At 72.7% G+C, this 18,077-nt stretch carries 18 protein-coding genes and 2 pseudogenes; 9 read left to right on the top strand and 11 right to left on the bottom strand.

What is annotated here, in order from left to right; translation table 11 throughout:
* Positions 1-16 precede the first annotated feature (16 nt).
* Positions 17-1,255 carry a MurT ligase domain-containing protein gene (locus ACH4F2_RS23165; RefSeq protein WP_398134618.1) on the bottom strand — a complete coding sequence of 413 codons (1,239 nt, stop codon included), beginning with the start codon at positions 1,253-1,255 and terminating at the stop codon, positions 17-19.
* A 169-nt stretch (positions 1,256-1,424) separates the two neighbouring features.
* Between ACH4F2_RS23165 and def the strand changes: the two genes are divergently transcribed.
* The gene (def, locus tag ACH4F2_RS23170; RefSeq protein ID WP_398134619.1) at positions 1,425-1,964 is read left to right on the top strand and encodes a peptide deformylase; all 540 of its coding nucleotides are present in this window, start codon (positions 1,425-1,427) and stop codon (positions 1,962-1,964) included.
* A 285-nt stretch (positions 1,965-2,249) separates the two neighbouring features.
* Here def and ACH4F2_RS23175 read toward each other — a convergent pair whose 3' ends face one another.
* Complete coding sequence (locus ACH4F2_RS23175; RefSeq protein ID WP_398134620.1) at positions 2,250-2,906, bottom strand: TetR family transcriptional regulator; 657 nt, start codon at positions 2,904-2,906, stop codon at positions 2,250-2,252.
* A gap of 169 nt (positions 2,907-3,075) precedes the next feature.
* On the opposite strand from ACH4F2_RS23175, the gene ACH4F2_RS23180 reads away from it, so the two are divergent.
* Positions 3,076-4,302, top strand: a complete 1,227-nt coding sequence (locus tag ACH4F2_RS23180) for an acyl-CoA dehydrogenase family protein (protein ID WP_398134621.1) — start codon at positions 3,076-3,078, stop codon at positions 4,300-4,302.
* On the opposite strand, the pseudogene ACH4F2_RS23185 reads toward ACH4F2_RS23180, so the two are convergent.
* The 8 genes and pseudogenes from ACH4F2_RS23185 to ACH4F2_RS23220 all read right to left on the bottom strand — a co-directional run bounded on the left by ACH4F2_RS23185 (position 4,224) and on the right by ACH4F2_RS23220 (position 11,590).
* Positions 4,224-4,830, bottom strand: a pseudogene (locus ACH4F2_RS23185) (cupin domain-containing protein). The gene ACH4F2_RS23180 and the pseudogene ACH4F2_RS23185 sit on opposite strands and share 79 nt — an antisense overlap.
* Positions 4,827-6,041 carry a cytochrome P450 gene (locus ACH4F2_RS23190; RefSeq protein ID WP_398134663.1) on the bottom strand — a complete coding sequence of 405 codons (1,215 nt, stop codon included), beginning with the start codon at positions 6,039-6,041 and terminating at the stop codon, positions 4,827-4,829. Before ACH4F2_RS23190 ends, ACH4F2_RS23185 begins: the two are co-directional and overlap by 4 nt.
* Before the next feature lie 219 nt (positions 6,042-6,260).
* A pseudogene (locus tag ACH4F2_RS23195) lies at positions 6,261-6,522 on the bottom strand (type III polyketide synthase); the annotation flags it as partial.
* Positions 6,523-6,683: 161 nt separating this feature from the next.
* Positions 6,684-6,920, bottom strand: coding sequence for a DUF6213 family protein (locus tag ACH4F2_RS23200; protein ID WP_193776641.1), 237 nt, complete (start codon positions 6,918-6,920; stop codon positions 6,684-6,686).
* 25 nt (positions 6,921-6,945) lie between these two features.
* Positions 6,946-8,331, bottom strand: coding sequence for an NADP-dependent succinic semialdehyde dehydrogenase (locus tag ACH4F2_RS23205; RefSeq protein WP_398134622.1), 1,386 nt, complete (start codon positions 8,329-8,331; stop codon positions 6,946-6,948).
* A gap of 131 nt (positions 8,332-8,462) precedes the next feature.
* Positions 8,463-8,933, bottom strand: a complete 471-nt coding sequence (locus tag ACH4F2_RS23210) for an NUDIX domain-containing protein (RefSeq protein WP_398134623.1) — start codon at positions 8,931-8,933, stop codon at positions 8,463-8,465.
* Positions 8,930-10,468, bottom strand: coding sequence for an ATP-dependent DNA ligase (locus tag ACH4F2_RS23215; protein WP_398134624.1), 1,539 nt, complete (start codon positions 10,466-10,468; stop codon positions 8,930-8,932). The genes ACH4F2_RS23210 and ACH4F2_RS23215 overlap by 4 nt, the downstream gene beginning before the upstream one ends.
* A 159-nt stretch (positions 10,469-10,627) precedes the next feature.
* Positions 10,628-11,590 (bottom strand): NAD(P)/FAD-dependent oxidoreductase, encoded by a 963-nt coding sequence (locus tag ACH4F2_RS23220; RefSeq protein ID WP_398134625.1) that lies wholly within the window; start codon positions 11,588-11,590, stop codon positions 10,628-10,630.
* Positions 11,591-11,652: 62 nt separating this feature from the next.
* Here ACH4F2_RS23220 and ACH4F2_RS23225 point away from each other — a divergent pair, with 62 nt between their 5' ends.
* The 6 genes from ACH4F2_RS23225 to ACH4F2_RS23250 all read left to right on the top strand — a co-directional run bounded on the left by ACH4F2_RS23225 (position 11,653) and on the right by ACH4F2_RS23250 (position 17,048).
* A complete protein-coding gene (locus tag ACH4F2_RS23225) occupies positions 11,653-12,228 on the top strand; it encodes a helix-turn-helix domain-containing protein (protein ID WP_398134626.1) in 576 nt (191 codons plus the stop codon).
* A gap of 219 nt (positions 12,229-12,447) precedes the next feature.
* A complete protein-coding gene (locus ACH4F2_RS23230; protein ID WP_398134627.1) occupies positions 12,448-13,428 on the top strand; it encodes an NADPH:quinone oxidoreductase family protein in 981 nt (326 codons plus the stop codon).
* A complete protein-coding gene (locus ACH4F2_RS23235) occupies positions 13,425-14,606 on the top strand; it encodes an acyl-CoA dehydrogenase family protein (protein WP_398134628.1) in 1,182 nt (393 codons plus the stop codon). The genes ACH4F2_RS23230 and ACH4F2_RS23235 overlap by 4 nt, the downstream gene beginning before the upstream one ends.
* Positions 14,603-15,691, top strand: a complete 1,089-nt coding sequence (locus tag ACH4F2_RS23240; protein ID WP_398134629.1) for an acyl-CoA dehydrogenase family protein — start codon at positions 14,603-14,605, stop codon at positions 15,689-15,691. Before ACH4F2_RS23235 ends, ACH4F2_RS23240 begins: the two co-directional genes overlap by 4 nt.
* A 183-nt stretch (positions 15,692-15,874) precedes the next feature.
* A complete protein-coding gene (locus ACH4F2_RS23245; RefSeq protein ID WP_398134630.1) occupies positions 15,875-16,738 on the top strand; it encodes a phosphatidylinositol-specific phospholipase C/glycerophosphodiester phosphodiesterase family protein in 864 nt (287 codons plus the stop codon).
* Positions 16,739-16,853: 115 nt separating this feature from the next.
* Positions 16,854-17,048, top strand: coding sequence for a hypothetical protein (locus ACH4F2_RS23250; RefSeq protein ID WP_279563426.1), 195 nt, complete (start codon positions 16,854-16,856; stop codon positions 17,046-17,048).
* Here ACH4F2_RS23250 and ACH4F2_RS23255 read toward each other — a convergent pair.
* Positions 17,038-17,463 carry a DUF779 domain-containing protein gene (locus tag ACH4F2_RS23255; protein ID WP_398134631.1) on the bottom strand — a complete coding sequence of 142 codons (426 nt, stop codon included), beginning with the start codon at positions 17,461-17,463 and terminating at the stop codon, positions 17,038-17,040. The two genes, ACH4F2_RS23250 and ACH4F2_RS23255, sit on opposite strands and share 11 nt — an antisense overlap.
* Before the next feature lie 95 nt (positions 17,464-17,558).
* Between ACH4F2_RS23255 and ACH4F2_RS23260 the strand changes: the two genes are divergently transcribed.
* Entirely contained in the window at positions 17,559-18,032 is a 474-nt protein-coding gene (locus tag ACH4F2_RS23260) for a MarR family winged helix-turn-helix transcriptional regulator (protein WP_398134632.1), read from the top strand.
* Positions 18,033-18,077 lie beyond the last annotated feature (45 nt).

Below are 18,077 nucleotides of genomic sequence, written 5' to 3' on the forward strand. Positions count from 1 at the left end.
CCCTGAAGTTACGCGGTCAGTTGCCGACGCGGCGGCGCAGGTCCTGGAAGGCGGTGTAGTTCGCGATGACCTCGATGCGTCCCGGCGGGCACAGCTGCACCGCCTGGTCGATGTCCTCGCACACCTGGAACTGCTGGTTCGCGACCTCCAGGCGCACCGCGAGGTCCAGCTTCCGGTCGCCGATGACACAGATCGGGTGGCCGGTCAGCCGGGTGTAGTCCACGTCCCACAGCCAGGAGGTGTCGGTGCCGTCGGCGCCGCGCGCGTTCACCGAGAGGATCACCGGGGTCGGCGGCGGGTCGATCAGGGAGAAGGTCTCCAGCCAGCCCGCCGGGTTCTTGGCGAGCAGCAGACGCAGGTCACGGCCCTGGAACTGCACGACGTCGTAGCGTCCGGCGACCGCCTGCACCTGGTACATGCGCTCCAGGGCGACCTGCGGCGGCACCCCGAACACGGCGGCGACGGCGGCCGAGGAGGCGGCGTTGGCCTTGTTGGCGCGGCCCGGCAGCTGGAGGTGGATCGGCCAGGCGGAGCCGTGCGGGTCGAGGACGTGGTCGCCGGACAGGGCCCAGCTCGGCGTGGGCCGGCGGAAGCCGCACTCGCCGCAGAACCAGTCGTCGCCCGGACGCTGCATCACGCCGCCGCAGGACGGGCAGGACCAGGCGTCGTCCTTCCACATCTGCCCGGCGGCGACCCAGATCACGTTGGGGGAGGAGGACGCGGCCCACACCACCAGCGGGTCGTCGGCGTTGGCGACGATCACGGCCTTCGAACCGGCCAGGCCCTCGCGCCAGTTCTCGGCGAGCATGCGGGTCTCGGCGGCGCGGTCCAGCTGGTCGCGGGAGAGGTTGAGCAGGGCGATGCACTTGGGATCGGTGTCCCGGGCGACGCCGGCGAGGTACTTCTCGTCGACCTCGATGACGCCGTACCGGGCCTCCGAGCCGCCCGCGAGCGCCGACGTGATGCCGGCCGGCATGTTGGCGCCGAGCGCGTTGGACACGACCGGCCCGGCCGCCTTGAGCGCCTCGGCGATGAGCCGGGTGGTGGTGGTCTTGCCGTTGGTCGCCGAGACGAGCGTCACGTCCAGGTGCTGGGCGAGCCGTGCGAGGAGGTCGGGATCGAGTCTCAGCGCGACCTTGCCGCCGATCACCGAACCGCTGCCGCGCCCCGCGGCACGAGATGCCGCCGCGACCGCCTTGCCCGCGGTCACGGCGATCTTGGCCCGGGGCGTGAGCGGGTCCGAGTTGCCTGCCATCAGTTCTCGATCCTCCTTGCGTACGCGCCGCGCCTGAAGCCTGACGGCCACGTGGTGTGGACCTCAGCCTATCGAGATCCGTTCACACTCCCGAATCGCGGCACCGGTCACGGCGTTCCGGCGGTGGGCGCGAGCCGCCGGGGGACACAGGGACCCTACTCTTGCCGCCATGCGACAAGGTTCCATCCCGGGCGCCCGCGGGCGCGTCCGACCCCTCAGTCTCCTCGGCGACCCCGTCCTGCACGCCCCCTGCGAGGAGGTGACGGACTTCGGTCCGGAACTCGCGGCCCTCGTGGAGGACTTGTTCGCGACCATGTACGCCGCGCGGGGCGTGGGTCTGGCCGCGAACCAGATCGGTGAGCCGGTGCGCGTCTTCGTGTACGACTGCCCGGACGACGAGGACGAGCGTCACCTCGGCCACGTGGTGAACCCGCGGCTCGTCGAGGCCGACGGGGTGGTGGTGCGAGGGCCGGAGGGCTGTCTGTCGCTGCCGGGGCTGGAGGCCGGAACCGAGCGTCACGACCACGCGGTCGTGTCGGGCTTCACAGTGACCGGGGAGCCGGTCACCGTGCACGGGACGGGGTTCTTCGCCCGCTGCCTCCAGCACGAGTGCGACCACCTGGAGGGCCGGGTGTACGCCGATCGCCTGGCAGGCAGGCGTCACCGGAAGCTGATGCGGCAGGTGGCGCGGGCGTCCTGGCGCCGCTGAGCGCGTGCCGGCCGGAGCGCGGGAGTGGACCCAGCGGGAGGCTCAGCCGGTCGGGGCGTGGGGCTGCGCCCGGTGGGTGGTTCCGGCGCACGGGGGCGTGGGGTGGTACTCAGCGGGAGGCTCAGCCGGCAGGGGTGTGGGGCTGTGCCCGGTGGGTGGTTCCGGCGTACGGGGCGCGGGGCCGTGTCCAGCGGGAGGCAGCGCCGGTCGGGGGTACGAGGGCGTACCCGGCGGGCGGCTGCGCCGCACGGGCGCGTCCGGTCCACAGGCGTGGCCCGCCGGCCGTCAGAAGCCCGGGCCGCCCGCCTTGTCGCCGGCCGCGGCGAGGCGGCCCCACAACAGGTCGGCGAGGCTGCGTACCAACTCCGCCCGAGGGCAGGGGCGTTCACCCAGCCACCAGTCACCGGCGGCGTGCATCATGCCGACGATGCCGTGGCCCCACACCCGGGCCAGCTGCTGGGTACCCGGTCCGACGTCGAGGCGCTCCTCGATGACCTGGGCCAGTTCCTCGCCCATGCGGCGCAGCAGCGGTGCCGAGTGTTTGCCGACGTCGAAGCCCTGCTCGGCCTGGTCGCCCGGTGGGGTGCTGCCCTCCGCCGGATGCATCAGGAAGCGGTACACCTGCGGGCGCGCCTCGATGGCCGCCAGGTAGGTGTCCAAGGTGGCCTCGACGCGTTCCCGCCGTTCCGCCGGAGCGTCCAGGGCGGCCCGCAGCGAGGAGAGGAGTGCGTCCGTGTGCCGCCTGGCGAGGGCGGCGTAGAGTCCGCTCTTGTCGCCGAAGTGGCGGTAGAGGATCGGCTTGGTGATGCCGGCCTCGGCGGCGATGGCGTTCATCGAGGCCTGTGGGCCGTCGCGCAGCACCACCCGGTCGGCGGCCTCCAGCAGCTCGCGCCGGCGGCGGTCGGCGGACCGCTGTTGATCGGTCCGCTGCGTGGTGTCCATGTGCTCTCCCCACCCGTGCTGTTTCGGTGACGCCTGCGCAAACTAACACCCAGCGGGGACCGGACATCGAACGGGAGGGTGGCGGGGCCTCGGGAGTTGACTTTTCCTACCCGTCGGTAACAGACTCGGGTTACCGTAAGTAACATGCACGTGCGTCACTGGAGGGGACATGGCCGAGTTCACCATGGAGCTGAGCGACGAACAGAAGGAGGTCCGGGACTGGCTGCACGGCTTCGCCGCCGACGTCATCCGTCCCGCCGCCGCCGAATGGGACGAGCGTGAGGAGACTCCCTGGCCGGTCATCCAGGAGGCCGCCAAGGTCGGCATCTACTCCCTCGACTTCTACGCCCAGCAGTACTTCGACTCCACCGGCCTCGGCATCCCCATGGCGATGGAGGAGCTGTTCTGGGGTGACGCCGGCATCGCGCTGTCCATCGTCGGCACCGGTCTGGCCGCCGTCGGCGTCCTCGCCAACGGGACCGAGGAACAGATCGGCACCTGGATCCCCCAGATGTACGGCGACGCCAATGACGTGAAGGTCGCCGCCTTCTGCTCCTCCGAGCCCGACGCCGGCTCGGACGTCGCCTCCATGCGCACGCGTGCCGTGTACGACGAGGCCAAGGACGAGTGGGTGCTCAACGGCACCAAGACCTGGGCGACCAACGGCGGCATCGCGAACGTCCACGTCGTCGTCGCGGTCGTCGACGCGGAGCTGGGCTCCAAGGGGCACGCCTCCTTCATCGTCCCGCCGGACACCCCCGGCCTGTCCCAGGGCCAGAAGTTCAAGAAGCACGGCATCCGCGCCTCGCACACCGCCGAGGTGATCCTCGACAACGTGCGCGTCCCCGGTTCCTGCCTGCTCGGCGGCAAGGAGAAGCTGGACGCCCGGCTGGCCCGTGCCCGGGAGAAGGCCAGGAAGGGCGGCGAGCGCGTGAAGAACGCCGCGATGGCCACGTTCGAGGCATCCCGCCCGGCCGTCGGTGCCATGGCCGTGGGTACGGCCCGTGCCGCCTACGAGGTGGCGCTGGAGTACGCCCAGACGCGCGAGCAGTTCGGCCGCCCGATCATCGACAACCAGGGCGTCGCCTTCCAGCTCGCCGACATGCGGACGTCCATCGACGCGGCGCGGCTGCTGGTGTGGCGGGCCTCGTGGATGGCGATCAACGGCAAGCCGTTCACGGCGGCCGAGGGGTCGATGTCCAAGCTGTTCGCGAGCGAGACGGCCAAGAAGGTGACCGCCCAGGCGATCCAGATCCTGGGCGGCAACGGCTACACGCGGGAGTACCCGGTGGAGCGGATGCACCGGGACTCCGCGATCTACACGATCTTCGAGGGCACGAGTGAGATCCAGCGGCTCGTCATCGCGCGGACGCTGGCGGGGATGCCGATCCGCTGACGGTGCCTGAGCGGCGTCAGCGGATCGATGCCGTACCTGGCCCTCCGTGCTTCGATCGCCTCGTGGTCCGGCGGGCCGCCCTCACCGAGGATCGCCAGGAGCTCCTCGAAGCAGCGCTCGTGGTCCGGGGGCGGGCTCGCCCGGAAGAACATCTTGGCGGGCTCGCCCGCCGGGTTGGCGAAGGCGTGGGGGCAGCCGGGGGTACGACGATGACCGTGCCCGGGGTCGCGCGCACCACCCGGTTGCCCGAAGCCGGCCCCCACGTCTGCCAGTTGTCGGGGTGCGGACCCTCGGTCCGGGGGCGAGCACGTCCAGCTCGCCCCCGAGCACGCGGAACAGCTCCTCGCTGCGGCTGTGGACGTGGGCGCCGATGTCGAAGCCCGGCGGCATGATGACCTCGCAGGTGGAGGCCATGCGCGAGTGCGAACCGGTCACCTTGAAGGTCACGTGCCGGGCGGGCGCCTGCACGACCCTGCCGTGCCCCGGCGGCACCAGCAGCCCCTCCGACGCCGCCGCCAGTCCGTTCACCAGGTCACCGGCAGGGCCTCGGGCCCGCGGATCAGCGCGCCCTTCCTGAACGGCACATCCTCGGGAGGCACCGCGAACTTCAGGCCGGGCACCCGGTCCAGGATCGTGCCGACGAGCAGTTCGCACTCCAGCCGGGCCAGCATGCCGCCGGGGCAGTAGTGCGGGCCGAAGCCGAAGGACACGTGCGGGTTGGGGCTGCGGGCCAAGTCGATCGTGTCCGGGTCGGGGAAGACCCCGGGGTCACGGTTGGCGGCCAGGTACGACACGTAGACCGCGTCGCCCGCCCGCATCCGCACCCCCCTGACCTCCACATCCTCCAGGGCGATCCGGGACAGCCCGACCGCGTTGCGATGGGGAATCCAGCGCAGCAGCTCGTCGATGGCCCGGGGGCGGATCTCCGGTTCGCAGCGCAGGCGTTCGGCGAGTCCGGGCCGGGTCAGCAGCAGGTAGAACATCTGCCCGCTGTTGTTGGTGACCGCCTCACCGCCGATCTGCAGCAGGACGGCGAGCCCGACGGCCTCCTCCAGGGTGATCTCGTCCCGGCCCACCGCGGCGCCCAGCAGCGAGGTGACGTCCTCGCCGGTGCTGTCCGAGCGGAGCCCGACCAGATCGGCGAAGTAGGCGCTCATCTCCTGCTTGGCCCGCTCGCTGACCTCCGCGCCGTGCGACGAGGAGAGGATCAGCCGGGTCCAGGTGTGCATGCTGTGCCGGTCGGTGGCCGGGACACCCATCAGCTCGCAGATCACCGCGATGGGGAAGGGGCTGAGCACGGCCTCGGTGAGGTCGGCGGGCGGGCCGGCCTTCAGCAGGGCGTCGACGAGCCCGTCGAGCATGCCGCGGGACCGCTCGCGCACGCGCTCCACACCCCGGGCCGTGAACGCGGCCGCCACGGAGCGGCGCAGCCGGGTGTGGTCGGGCGGATCCAGGAAGCCGACCGCGCCGCGCGCCGGGACGAAGTGCGGGGCGAGCCGGGTCACCTGCCGGTCCATCACGGCCTCGCGGCCGAACCGGGGGTCGTCGGTGACCATGCGGACGTCGTCGTGGCGGGTCACCAGCCAGGCCCAGCCCTCGCCGTCGGGCAGGGAGACGCGGGTGACGGGCCCTTCGCGCATCAGCTCGGTCAGGACGGGGTCGAAGTCGGTGCCGGGCAGGTCGGGGGCCGGCCATTCCCGGACCGGCGGAGCAGTCCAGGGAAGCGTTTCCTCATTCACGCTTGCCTCACGCCTCGCATCTCGTCCGCGGTCTGCCGGCGGCCCGGGGACATTTCCGCGGTGATGCCGGGACCGCAACCGGCCGGCAGCCCGCGCGCCCGCTCGTGGGCGCCGCCGTCGTCGAAGAGCCTGCGCAGCGCGACCAGGACGACTGCGCCGCCGATGTTGCCGTACTCGGTGAGCGTGGCCCGGCTGACAGGCGGTGCAGAAGTCGTGGGTGGCCCGGTTGATCGCCGTCGGGACGCGGACCTTCGCCTCCCGCTCGCGGACTCGGTTGCGGTCCTCGAGGCCGGGGTGCTTCAGAGTCGTCCTCGACGGGCTGCACGAGGTGCCGGGTGAGCACCCCGGTGTTCTCCGTCAGCCGGAGGGCCGGCGGCAGTTGAGGACGGGCGGTGTGACGCTCGCGCGCCGGCTCCAGCGTCTCCTCCATCGTGATCACGTGCTCTGGGACGGACACCGAGGGGCCGCACAAAGTCGCCATGCACCGTGCCTGCTCTCGCCTCGCGGAAGGCTCTCGCCCCCCGGCTGGAAAGTGGTGCACCTTCTCGGGGTGCTCACCCACGATCACTCACGGGGGCGGCGATCTCTCGCCGGGCTACTCCGTCCCGGGGGCCGGGCGGGTACGGGCGGACACGGGCGGCGTCAGGAGGACTGGCCGCTGCTGTGGGCGATGCAGGCCACGTCGATCCGGTCGGCGAGTTTGGCGAGCTCGATGGTGAGGGCCGCGACCGTGTCCTCGTCCAGGCTCACCTCGCCGGCCTCCACCAGCCGCAGCCAGCGCCCGCCCACCGTGCGCAGCAGCTTGCTCACGTCGGACGCGGCGACCTGCAGCGTGCCGCGGTCGTCGACGATCAGAGGCAGGGTCACTTCGCGGTTCACAATGGGGATCGTAGTCGCGGAAGGCTCACGCTCCGTGCCATACGGTGGTGATGTTGCAGAACTCCCGGATTCCGTGCCCGGACAGCTCACGCCCGTAGCCCGACCGCTTGACCCCGCCGAACGGGAAAGCCGGGTGGGACGCCGTCATCCCGTTGACGTACACGCCGCCCGCCTCCAGGTCCCGTACGAACCGGTCCACGTCGGTGTCGTCGCGAGTCCACACGTTCGAACTGAGTCCGAAGTCCGTGTCGTTGGCGATCAGGACCGCCTCGTCCAGGTCGGCCGCACGGTACAGCGTGGCGACCGGGCCGAAGGCCTCCTCGCGGTGGATGCGCATCCCGCGGGTGACACCGGCCAGCACGGTCGGCGGGTAGTACCAGCCTGGCCCGTCCGGGCGTTCGCCTCCGCACAGTACCGTCGCGCCGCCGCGCACCGCGTCGTCGACCAGCTCCACGAGGTCGTTCACGCCCTGCTCGCTGGAGAGCGGGCCGACCTCGGTCGCCTCGTCCATCGGGTCGCCGACCGTCAGTGCCTTCATGCCGTCGGTGAAGCGTTCGACGAAGGCGTCGTACACGTCCGTGTGCACGATGAACCGCTTGGCGGCGATGCAGGACTGCCCGGCGTTCTGCGTGCGCGCGGTCACCGCCACCTGGGCGGCCCGGTCCACGTCGGCGGACGGCATGACGACGAACGGGTCGCTGCCGCCCAGCTCCAGCACCGTCTTCTTGACCATCTCCCCGGCGGTCGAGGCGACCGCGCGGCCGGCGGGCTCGCTGCCGGTGAGGGTGGCGGCCCGCACCCGCTCGTCGCGAAGGATGTCGTCGACCGCGGCGGAACCGATGAGCAGGGTCTGGAAACAGCCCTCGGGGAAGCCCGCCCGGTGGAACAGGTCCTCCAGGTACAGGGCGGTCTGCGGCACGTTCGAGGCATGCTTGAGCAACCCGACGTTGCCCGCCATCAGCGCGGGCGCGGCGAACCGGATCACCTGCCAGAGCGGGAAGTTCCACGGCATCACCGCGAGCACCGGGCCCAGCGGCCGGTAGCGGACCAGCGCCCGGGAGGCGCCGGAGTCCTTCACGTCCGACTCGGCGGGCTCCTCGTCGGCCAGCAGCTCCGCCGCGTGGTCGGCGTACCAGCGCATCGCCTTGGCGCACTTGGCGGCCTCCGCGCGGGCCTGCTTGACCGGCTTGCCCATCTCCGTGGTGATGACCCTCCCGATCTCCTTCCGGTCGGCCTCCAGCAGGTCGGCGGCCCGGCGCATGAGCCCGGCCCGCTCGTAGAACCCGGTGGTCCGGTAGGTGCGGAAGGTGGCCTCCGCGAGTTCGAGCCGGCGCTCGATCTCCTCCTCGCTCATGGCCTCGTACGTCCTGAGCGTCTCGCCGTTCGCCGGGTTCACCGTCGCGATGGGCATGGCCGACCTCCCTGGTGCGGACTCGTGCTTCGACCTTTGCGCGTGGCGTCAGGCGCCGCAACGCGGGCGGGTCATGTCCCGTACGTCCCGTCCCGTACGTCCCGCCGCTCGTCGCTTGTCGTCGCTTCTCGTCAGTGCGAGTGCTCAGCCAGCCGGTCGAGAAACGCGGCCTGTGCCTTCACGATCACCTCGCGCGCCCGGTCCACCGGGAACCACGCCACCCGGTCCAGTTCGGGGAACTCCTCGATCCGGCCCGACCTCGGCGGCCACTCCATGCGGAAGGTGCCGGGGACGGCCGTCGCCGGGTCGAGGCCGGCCTCGACGGCCCACACCGTGACGACCTTCCCGCCCGCCTGCCGGACCTCGCCGAGCGGCACGGCCTCGCCCTCGGGCGGCGGCAGCCCCAGCTCCTCCTCGAACTCGCGCCGGGCCGCCTCCCAGGCCGGTTCGGCGGGGTCGTACTCGCCCTTGGGGACGGTCCACGCGCCGGCGTCCCGGCGGGCGTAGAACGGGCCGCCCATGTGACCGAGGAGCACCTGGAGATCCCGGCCGGGGCCACGCCCGACGTGCCGGTACAGCAGCAGGCCCGCGCTGCGCCTCACGGGGCCACCTCGGGGTGCGCGGCGAGCAGGGTGTCCACCGTGTCCGCCTCCTCGGGGCGCTTGTCCTCGCGGTAGCGGACCACGCGGGCGAAGCGGAGGGTGACGCCGGCCGGGTAGCGGGTGGAGCGCTGGAGTCCGTCGTAGGCGATCTCGACGACCAGTTCGGGGCGTACGGTCACCCCCCAGGGGTGCTCCTGGACGGCCAGCTCCCGCAGCCGTTCGGTCTGCCAGGCCAGCAGCGCGTCGGTCATGCCCTTGAAGGTCTTGCCGAGCATGGCGAAGGAGCCGTCCGCGGTGCGGGCGCCCAGGTGGAGGTTGGAGAGCCTGCCGGTGCGGCGGCCATGGCCCCACTCGGCGGCCAGGACGACCAGGTCGAGGGTGTGGACGGGCTTCACCTTCAGCCAGGACGCGCCGCGCCGGCCCGCGCTGTAGGCGGCGTCGAGCCCTTTGACCACGACACCCTCGTGACCGCGTTTCAGCGTCTCGGCGAGGAACTCCTCGGCGGCCGTGGTCTCCTGGGGCCCGTGCACCAGCGTGCGCCGCACCCGCGTCGGTTCGGGGACCAGCCGGGCCAGCTCGGCGTGCCGCTCGGCCAGCGGCAGGTCGAGCAGGTCGTGGCCGTCGACGGACAGCGCGTCGAAGAACACGACGGAGACGGGCACCGCCCGCGCGGCGGTGGCCACGTCCGTGCGGGAGCCGACCCGCCCGGCGGTCTCCTGGAAGGAACGAGGGCGTCCGCCCTCGTCGAACGAGATCACCTCGCCGTCCAGAACGAACCGCTCACCGGGCAGTTCGAGGGCCGCCGCGGCGACCTCGGGGAGCCGGTCGGTGATGTCGTCCAGGGTGCGGGTGTAGAGCCGTACGGTGCCTCCGTCCCGGTGCACCTGGACGCGGATGCCGTCCAGTTTCTCCTCGACCGCCGAGGCGCCCAGCCTGCCGACCGCCTCGGCGACCGAGGAGGCGCTGTGGGCGAGCATCGGCAGGACCGGTCGGCCGACGGTGAGCCGGAACCGCCGCAGGGCGCCGGGCCCCTCGGCCAGCAGCACCTCGGCCACCGTCTGCAGCGAGCCCGCGAGCATCACCGCCCGCCGGACCTCCGCCGGGGGCGCGTCGGTCGCCGCGGCCAGGCCCTCAACGGCGGCCGCGTCCAGGGCGCCCTGCCGGACCTCACCGGTGAGCAGCCCGGTCAGGAAGCGCTGCTCGTCGTCGGTGGCCGCGCCCATCAGCTCACCGACCAGCCGGGTCCGCTCGGCCTGCGAACCGGCGCCGGAGACCGCGCCGAGCCGTGTGAGCCGGGCGTCCACCTCGCGCACGGTCAGGCTCGGTCCGGCGGCCGGCGCCACCGGCCGGCTCAGCACCTTCCAGCCGACGCCGATCCGGCCCTGGGGGAGCCGGCCCGCCAGATACGGGATGACGACCGGCACGTCCGCCGCCTCCGCCTCCCGGAACAGCTCCGCGAGCAGGGCGGTCTTCCGGGACCGCGCCGAGGTGGCGGCGATCTCCCGGGACACCTGGGCCAACCGGGCAAGCAGCATGCAGTCAGGGTGCACCGCGGAGGGCGGGGTCACACCTGCGGACGGCCCGCCCGGCCGGACCGCCCGGCGGACGATGCGCCGGCCGGCCGGGAGGGGGGCGCCACGGCCCTCGCGTGAGCGACGCTTCGGGTCGGTATGCCCAGTCCGTGAGAGCCGCGTCTACTCCGCGACGGCCGCGTCCAGATCCGACATGATCAGATCGCCGACGATCGCCGCCGCCGCGCGGTAGCCGCCGCTCGCCGCGTGGACGACCTGCTCGGCGAAACCCATCGCGTTGCCGGCGGTCCACACGCCGGGCACGGTGGTCCGGCCCGTCGGGTCCACCACGGGGTAGGCGCCGAACGGGGTCTCCTGCAGCTCGGCGCCCAGCCGCTCCATCAGACCGGTCCGGGGTACGGCCCTGGGAGCGGTGAACACCACCGAGCGGTCGTGCTCCGTACCGTCCGCGAGCCGGACCCCGGTGAGCCGGTCGTCCTCGACCCGCAGGCCGGCGACCTCGCCCGGCACGACCTTCACCCCGGCCGCGGCGAGCCGGCGCAGGTCGTCGTCGGACAGCTCCTCCTCGGCGACCGTGTGCAGGAAGAGGGTCACGTCGTCGGACCAGCCGGACACCATCAGCGCCTGGTGCACGCTGAGCGGGCTGGTGGCGAGAACACCGAAGCGCTCGTCGCGCACCTCCCAGCCGTGGCAGAACGGGCAGTGCAGCACGTCCCGGCCGAACCGCTCGGCGACGCCGGGCACCGTCGGCAGCTCGTCCTCGAGGCCGGTGGTGACGATCAGCCGGCGAGCGCGCACGGTGCGTCCGCCGGCCAGCTCCACGGCGATGCCCTCGCCCCGGGACACGTCCACGGCCCGGTCGCGGACGAGTTCCACGCCGTACCGTGCGATCTCCTCCCGGCCGAGCGCCAGGAACTCGGCGGGCGCCATGCCGTCCCGGGTCAGGTAGCCCTGCATGTGGTCCGAGGGCGCGTTGCGCGGCTCACCGGCGTCGACGACCAGCGTGCGCAGCCGCGAGCGGCCCAGCACGAGCGCGGCGGAGAGTCCGGCAGCTCCGCCGCCGACGACGACCACGTCGTAGTTCTCGGTCAGGTCCTTGTTCTGGGTCACGGTGACCACCTCCACCCAGAAGGTCGCTCGGACGGTACGGGATTGACAAATACATTTGCCGGTTCTGCAATATGGGCATGACTGCAGACGACGTTCTCGCCGGTGTCGGACCGAGGCTCCGACAGCTTCGCAAGGAGCGGGAGGTGACCCTGGCCGCGCTGTCCGGGACGACGGGCATCTCGGTGAGCACCCTGTCACGGCTGGAATCGGGCCTGCGCAAACCGAGCCTCGAACTGCTGCTCCCGATCGCCCAGGCCCACCAGGTGCCGCTGGACGAACTGGTCGGCGCCCCGCCGGTCGGCGACCCCCGCGTGCGCGCCAAGCCCATCGTGCGCCACGGCCGCACCCACTGGCCCCTCACCCGTCAGCCGGGCGGGCTCCAGGCGTTCAAGGTGCTGGAGCCCCAGCGGGAGGAGGAGCCGGACCCGCGGACCCATGAGGGATACGAGTGGCTCTACGTGCTCTCCGGCCGGCTGCGGCTCGTGCTCGGTGACCACGACGTGGTGCTGTCGGCGGGGGAGGCGGCCGAGTTCGACACCCGGGTGCCGCACTGGTTCGGGTCGACGGGGGAGGGGCCGGTCGAGTTCCTCAGCCTGTTCGGCCCGCAGGGGGAGCGGATGCACGTACGGGCGCGGCCCGCGGCACAGCCGTAAGGGCCCGCCGACCGGCCGTGGCGGCCTGTCCGGTCGTGGCGGCGCGCCCGGCCGGGATGGCCCGCCCGGCAGGGACGGCGCGCCCGGCCGTGACTCGACGACCGTCCCGCGGCCTGTTATTGCCCGCTTACCGCCCGCGATCTGTTCCCTGATCGGCAAGCGACCGCTTAGTATGCGAGAGACCCGGTCGGACGACTCAGTAGTCGGTGGAGGTTGCGCATGCAGGCATGGCAGGTGCACGAGAACGGCGAGCCGGGCGAGGTGATGCGCCTCGTGGACGTGGCGCCGCCGACACCCGGCGACGGCCAGGTCCTGCTGAGGGTCCGGGCCGCCAACATCAACTTCCCGGACGCGCTGCTGTGCCGGGGCCAGTACCAGGTCAGGCCGCCGCTGCCGTTCACGCCGGGCGTGGAGATCTGCGGTGAGACCGAGGACGGGCGCCGCGTCATCGCCAACCCGGCGCTGCCGCACGGCGGCTTCGCCCAGTACGCCGTCGCGGACGCCCGCACCCTGCTGCCCGCACCGGACGCCCTGGACGACGCCGAGGCCGCCGCCCTGCACATCGGCTACCAGACCGGCTGGTTCGGCCTGCACCGCCGGGCCCGCCTGGAAGCCGGCGAGACGCTGCTCGTCCACGCCGCCGCCGGAGGGGTCGGCAGCGCGGCCGTGCAGCTCGGCAAGGCCGCCGGCGCCACCGTCATCGGTGTCGTCGGCGGGCCCGAGAAGGCGGCCGTCGCCCGCGAGCTGGGCTGCGACGTGGTCGTCGACCGGCACGGCGAGGACGTCGTCGCCGCCGTGAAGGAGGCCACCGGCGGCCGGGGCGCCGACGTGATCTACGACCCGGTCGGCGGCCAGGCCTACGCCCAGTCCGCCAAGACCGTCGCCTTCGAGGGCCGGATCGTCGTCGTCGGCTTCGCCAGCGGCACGATCCCCAGCCCCGCGCTGAACCACGCCCTGGTGAAGAACTACGCGATCCTCGGCCTGCACTGGGGCCTGTACAACACCAAGAACCCCAAGCTGGTCCAGCACTGCCACGAACAGCTCACCGAGCTGGCCGCACGGGGCGCGATCAAGCCGCTGGTGAGCGAGCGGGTGCCGCTCGGCGGAGCCGCGGACGCCGTGCAGCGCGTCGCCGACGGCAGGACGACCGGCCGGGTGGCCGTCGTCCCGGAGAAGCTGGAGAAGGGAGCCGTCGCATGACCGACGCAGCGGAACTGCGCCGCCGTACCAAGGAGCTGCTGGCCGCGCATCCACCGGCCACCACCGAACGTCTGGACTTCCTCCGGGCCCGCTTCGACGCCGGACTGGCCTGGGTGCACTATCCGGAGGGCCTCGGCGGACTCGCCGCCCCCCGCTCGCTCCAGGCCGTCGTGGACGCCGAACTCGCGGCCGCGGGCGCCCCCGACAACGACCCCCGGCGCATCGGCATCGGCCTCGGCATGGCCGCCCCGACCATCCTCCAGTACGGCACCGAGGAGCAGAAGCACAGCCTCCTGCGCCCGCTGTGGACCGGCGAGGAGGTCTGGTGCCAGCTGTTCAGCGAGCCGGGCGCCGGCTCCGACCTCGCCGCGCTCGGCACTCGGGCGGTCCGCGAGGGCGAGGACTGGGTGGTCAACGGGCAGAAGGTGTGGACGTCCAGCGCGCACCTCGCCCGCTGGGCCATCCTCATCGCCCGCACCGACCCGGACCTGCCCAAGCACCGGGGCATCACCTACTTCCTGTGCGACATGACCGACCCCGGCGTCGACGTCCGGCCGCTGCGCCAGGTCACCGGCGAGGCCGAGTTCAACGAGGTGTTCCTCACCGACGTCCGCATCCCCGACTCCCGACGCCTCGGCGAGACCGGCGACGGCTGGCGGGTCGCGCAGACCACGCTGAACAACGAACGCGTCGCCATCGGCGGAACCCCGATCCCCCGCGAGGGCGGCATGATCGGCAAGATCGCCGCGACCTGGCGGGAACGCGCCGAACTGCGCACCCACGACCTGCACCAGCGGCTGCTCGGCCTGTGGGTCGAGGCCGAGGTCGCCCGCCTCACCGGCGTACGCCTGCGCCAGCAGCTGGTGGCCGGCCAGCCGGGCCCCGAGGGCGCCGGAATGAAGCTGAACTTCGCCCGCCTCAACCAGGAGATCAGCGGCCTGGAGGTCGAACTCCTCGGCGAGGAGGGCCTGCTCTACGACGACTGGACCATGCGCCGCCCCGAGCACGTGGACTTCACCGGCCGCGACGCCGGGTACCGCTACCTGCGCTCCAAGGGCAACAGCATCGAGGGCGGGACCAGCGAGGTCCTGCTGAACATCGTCGCCGAACGTGTCCTGGGCCTGCCCGCCGAACCGCGCACCGACAAGGACGTCGCATGGAAGGACCTCGCCCGATGAGCGCACAGTCGGAACCCGGCCTTCTCTACTCGGAGGAGGAAGAGGCGCTGCGCGCCGCCGTCCGGGACCTGCTCACCGACCACTGCGACCCGGCGGGCGTCATCACCCGCACCGAGTCGGCCGCCCCGCACGATGTCGCGCTGTGGAAGGCGCTCGCCGACTCGATGGGCCTCGCGGGCCTGCTGATCCCCGAGGAACTGGGCGGTCAGGGCGCCACCCACCGGGAAACCGCCGTGGTCCTCGAGGAGCTCGGGCGTGCGGTCGCACCGGTGCCGTACCTGACGAGCGCCGTCGTCGCCACCGAGGCGCTGCTGGCCTGCGGAGCCGACGACCTGCTCACCGAACTGGCGTCCGCGACGTCCATCGCCGCACTCGCCGTCGGCCTGCACGTCGCACCGGGCGGTGCCGTCCCGCAGGTACGGCTCGAAGAGGGACGCCTGCACGGGGAGTTGGCCGGCATCGCCGACGCGGCCGTCGCCGACGTGCTGCTGGTGCCCGCGGACGACGGGGGACTGTACGCGGTCCGCGCCGCCGACGTGACCGTCACCCCACAGGTGTCCCTGGACCTGACCCGGCCCGTGGCCCGCGTGACCCTGGACGGCGCGTCCGGGCACCGGCTCGGCGACGCCGCTCCCGCCGTACGGCGCGCCCTGCGGGCCGGTGCCGGGCTGCTCGCCTCCGAGCAACTGGGCCTCGCCGACTGGCTGCTGACCGAGACGGTCCGCTACCTCAAGGAACGCAAGCAGTTCAACCGCCAGGTCGGCGGGTTCCAGGCGATCAAGCACCGGCTCGCCGGGCTGTGGCTGGAGGTCGCGGGCCTGCGCGCCGCAGCCCGCAACGCGGCCGACGCGCTGGCGACCGGCGCGGACACCGACGTGGCCGTCGCCGTGGCCCAGGCGTACGCGGGCCGGGTCGCCGTCCACGCCGCCGAGGAGGCCCTGCAACTGCACGGCGGCATCGGCATGACGTGGGAACACCCGGTCCACCTGTACCTGAAGCGGGCCAAGGCCGACTCGATCGCCTACGGCGCGGCGGGCACCCACCGGGAGGCGCTGGCCGAACTGGTGGACCTGCGAGCACCCTGACGCCCGCCCGTCCGTTCCAGTAATGCCCGTCCCACCGGGGGCGGGCATTTTCCGTGTCCGCCGCCGGGACGACATGAACGGCCGGCGGCGGTCCGGCCAACTCCCCGCACGGCTCTGCCCCTCGAAGACAACGGGACCCCATACTCACAGGCGTCCCGTACGGCACTTCCAGGGAGGCAGAGCATGGCCCTCACCACCCGACGCAGAGCCCTCACCACTCTCGGCGCCGCCCTCGCGGGCGCGGTCGCCCTGCCCGCCGGCACCGCACTGGCGAGCGAAGGCAGGCACGGACCGCGCCCGTTGTGGCGCGCCCACGCCCACAACGACTACGAGCATCCCCGCCCCCTCCTCGACGCCCTCGACCACCGCTTCGGCAGCGTCGAGGCCGACATCTACCTGGTCGGCGGCCAGCTCCTCGTCGCCCACGACCCCGAGGACCTCGATCCGTCCCGCACCCTGGAATCCCTCTACCTCGACCCCCTCGCCGCCCGCGTACGCGCCCACCACGGCCGGGTCCACCGGCACGACCGCCGCGCCCTGCAGCTCCTGATCGACATCAAGACCGAGGGATCGTCGACGTACCTCGAACTCGACCGTCATCTGCGCCGCTACAAGCACCTGTTCACCACCTACGCCCACGGCCGGGTGTTCCCCGGCGCGGTCACCGCGGTGATCTCCGGGGACCGGGCGGCCCGCGCGCCCATGGAGGCGCAGCGCACCCGCCGGGCCTTCTACGACGGCCGCCTCACCGACCTCGGCAGCTCCGCACCGGCCTCCTTCGTCCCGCTGATCAGCGACAACTGGACGCTCAACTTCACCTGGCGGGGCGTGGGCGCCTTCCCGGCGGCCGAGCGGCGCAAGCTGCGGGACATCGTCGGCGCGGCGCACTCCCGCGGACAGCGGGTGCGGTTCTGGGCCACACCCGACACGGCGGGCCCCGCGCGGGACGCCGTGTGGACCGAACTGCTCGCCGCCGGCGTCGACCACCTCAACACCGACGACCTCGGCGGTCTGGAGGCGTTCCTCGACGCCCACCCGGACGCGTAGGAGGCCGGCGCAACAGTACTCGTTCGGAGGACAGGTCAGCCGCCCGGACGAACCCTCCGCTACGCCACACTTACGGCCGAACGCCGCGAAGTGGACGTGGCGGAGGAGGTTGACGATGGCCATTTCCATCTCTGTGGTGCTGTTGCTGTCCGTCCTGGCGGTGATCTTCCTGCGCAACGGCGGGCTGAAGGTCTCGCACGCGCTGGTGTGCCTGCTGCTGGGCTTCTATCTGGCCGGCACGAACATCGCTCCGACCATCCACAGCGGTCTGACCGCGACCGCGGACATCGTCGGCAGCCTCAGACCGTAGGCGGCAGACCGCGGCGAGCGGGAGGAACCCGAGGCTCCTGGAGGCGCTGTGCGTCGATGACGCGGGAGCGGATGAGGAAGCGCACCCCTTCGGGCGCCTCCAGGGAGAAGCCGCTGCCCCGGCCCGCGACCACGTCCACGATCAGTCTGGTGTGGCTCCACACCTCGTACTGGCTGCGCGACATCCAGAACGGCACCGGCTCCCCGACGCCCTCGACGACCAGCTCCCCGAGCAGGACGTCCGCGGCTCCGGTGCGGAATTCGCCGTCCGGGTAGCACATGGGTGCGCTGCCGTCGCAGCAGCCGCCGGACTGGTGGAACATCAGCGGGCCGTGCGCCTCACGCAGCCGGCGCAGCAGTGCGGCGGCCTCGGGGGTGAGCTCGACGCGGGGGGTCTCCTCGTATGTGTCGTGCATACCGCGCATACCAGCACGGGGGAGGTTGCGAGAGCGTTGCGCGGGCGGCTTTACCTCTTTTGACATACCTATCTTGTCATATCTATTGTGTCCGGGTGACCGACTCCAGCACCCCTCGCCGGGACATCGACCGTGTGGCCTCCGGCCTCGCGGCGTGCCTTCCCGCGCTGCACCGGGCGCTGGACCGGCAGGTCTCCGCCCAGTACCCGCACCCCAAGCCCCCGGAGAGCCAGCTCGCGCTGCTGCGGTTCGTCGCCCAGCGCGAGGGCGCCACGGTGCGCGAGGCCGCCGAGGCCCTGCTGATGAAGCCGAACAACGTCAGCGCCCTGGTCTCCCAGCTCACCGAGCAGGGCGACCTGGAGCGCAGGCAGGACCACGCCGACAGGCGGGTCGCCCACCTCCACCTCACGGCCACGGCCCGTGAGCGGGTGTCCGAGGTGCGGGAACTGGAGACCGCGTTCATCCGCCAGGCCCTGACCTCCCTCACCGAGGGCCAGCAGGGCGCGCTCGGCTCCGCCCTGGACGCCCTCGACGCGCTGACGCGGCACCTCCACCCCGCCGCCCGCTGACCCGGGCGGGGCCCAGGCATTCCCGCCGGCCGCGGGCACACCGTC

It is taken from the genome of Streptomyces sp. NPDC017890 (assembly GCF_044328675.1).
Classification (GTDB): Bacteria; Actinomycetota; Actinomycetes; order Streptomycetales; family Streptomycetaceae; genus Streptomyces.

Excerpts from the sequence above, each read along its gene's own strand:
- ACH4F2_RS23165 (WP_398134618.1), bottom strand. The coding sequence starts at position 1,255 with ATGGCAGGCAACTCGGACCCGCTCACGCCCCGGGCCAAGATCGCCGTG.
- def (WP_398134619.1), top strand. The coding sequence starts at position 1,425 with ATGCGACAAGGTTCCATCCCGGGCGCCCGCGGGCGCGTCCGACCCCTC.
- ACH4F2_RS23175 (WP_398134620.1), bottom strand. The coding sequence starts at position 2,906 with ATGGACACCACGCAGCGGACCGATCAACAGCGGTCCGCCGACCGCCGC.
- ACH4F2_RS23180 (WP_398134621.1), top strand. The coding sequence starts at position 3,076 with ATGGCCGAGTTCACCATGGAGCTGAGCGACGAACAGAAGGAGGTCCGG.
- ACH4F2_RS23205 (WP_398134622.1), bottom strand. The coding sequence starts at position 8,331 with ATGCCCATCGCGACGGTGAACCCGGCGAACGGCGAGACGCTCAGGACG.
- ACH4F2_RS23215 (WP_398134624.1), bottom strand. The coding sequence starts at position 10,468 with ATGCTGCTTGCCCGGTTGGCCCAGGTGTCCCGGGAGATCGCCGCCACC.
- ACH4F2_RS23225 (WP_398134626.1), top strand. The coding sequence starts at position 11,653 with ATGACTGCAGACGACGTTCTCGCCGGTGTCGGACCGAGGCTCCGACAG.
- ACH4F2_RS23230 (WP_398134627.1), top strand. The coding sequence starts at position 12,448 with ATGCAGGCATGGCAGGTGCACGAGAACGGCGAGCCGGGCGAGGTGATG.
- ACH4F2_RS23235 (WP_398134628.1), top strand. The coding sequence starts at position 13,425 with ATGACCGACGCAGCGGAACTGCGCCGCCGTACCAAGGAGCTGCTGGCC.
- ACH4F2_RS23240 (WP_398134629.1), top strand. The coding sequence starts at position 14,603 with ATGAGCGCACAGTCGGAACCCGGCCTTCTCTACTCGGAGGAGGAAGAG.
- ACH4F2_RS23245 (WP_398134630.1), top strand. The coding sequence starts at position 15,875 with ATGGCCCTCACCACCCGACGCAGAGCCCTCACCACTCTCGGCGCCGCC.
- ACH4F2_RS23250 (WP_279563426.1), top strand. The coding sequence starts at position 16,854 with ATGGCCATTTCCATCTCTGTGGTGCTGTTGCTGTCCGTCCTGGCGGTG.
- ACH4F2_RS23255 (WP_398134631.1), bottom strand. The coding sequence starts at position 17,463 with ATGCACGACACATACGAGGAGACCCCCCGCGTCGAGCTCACCCCCGAG.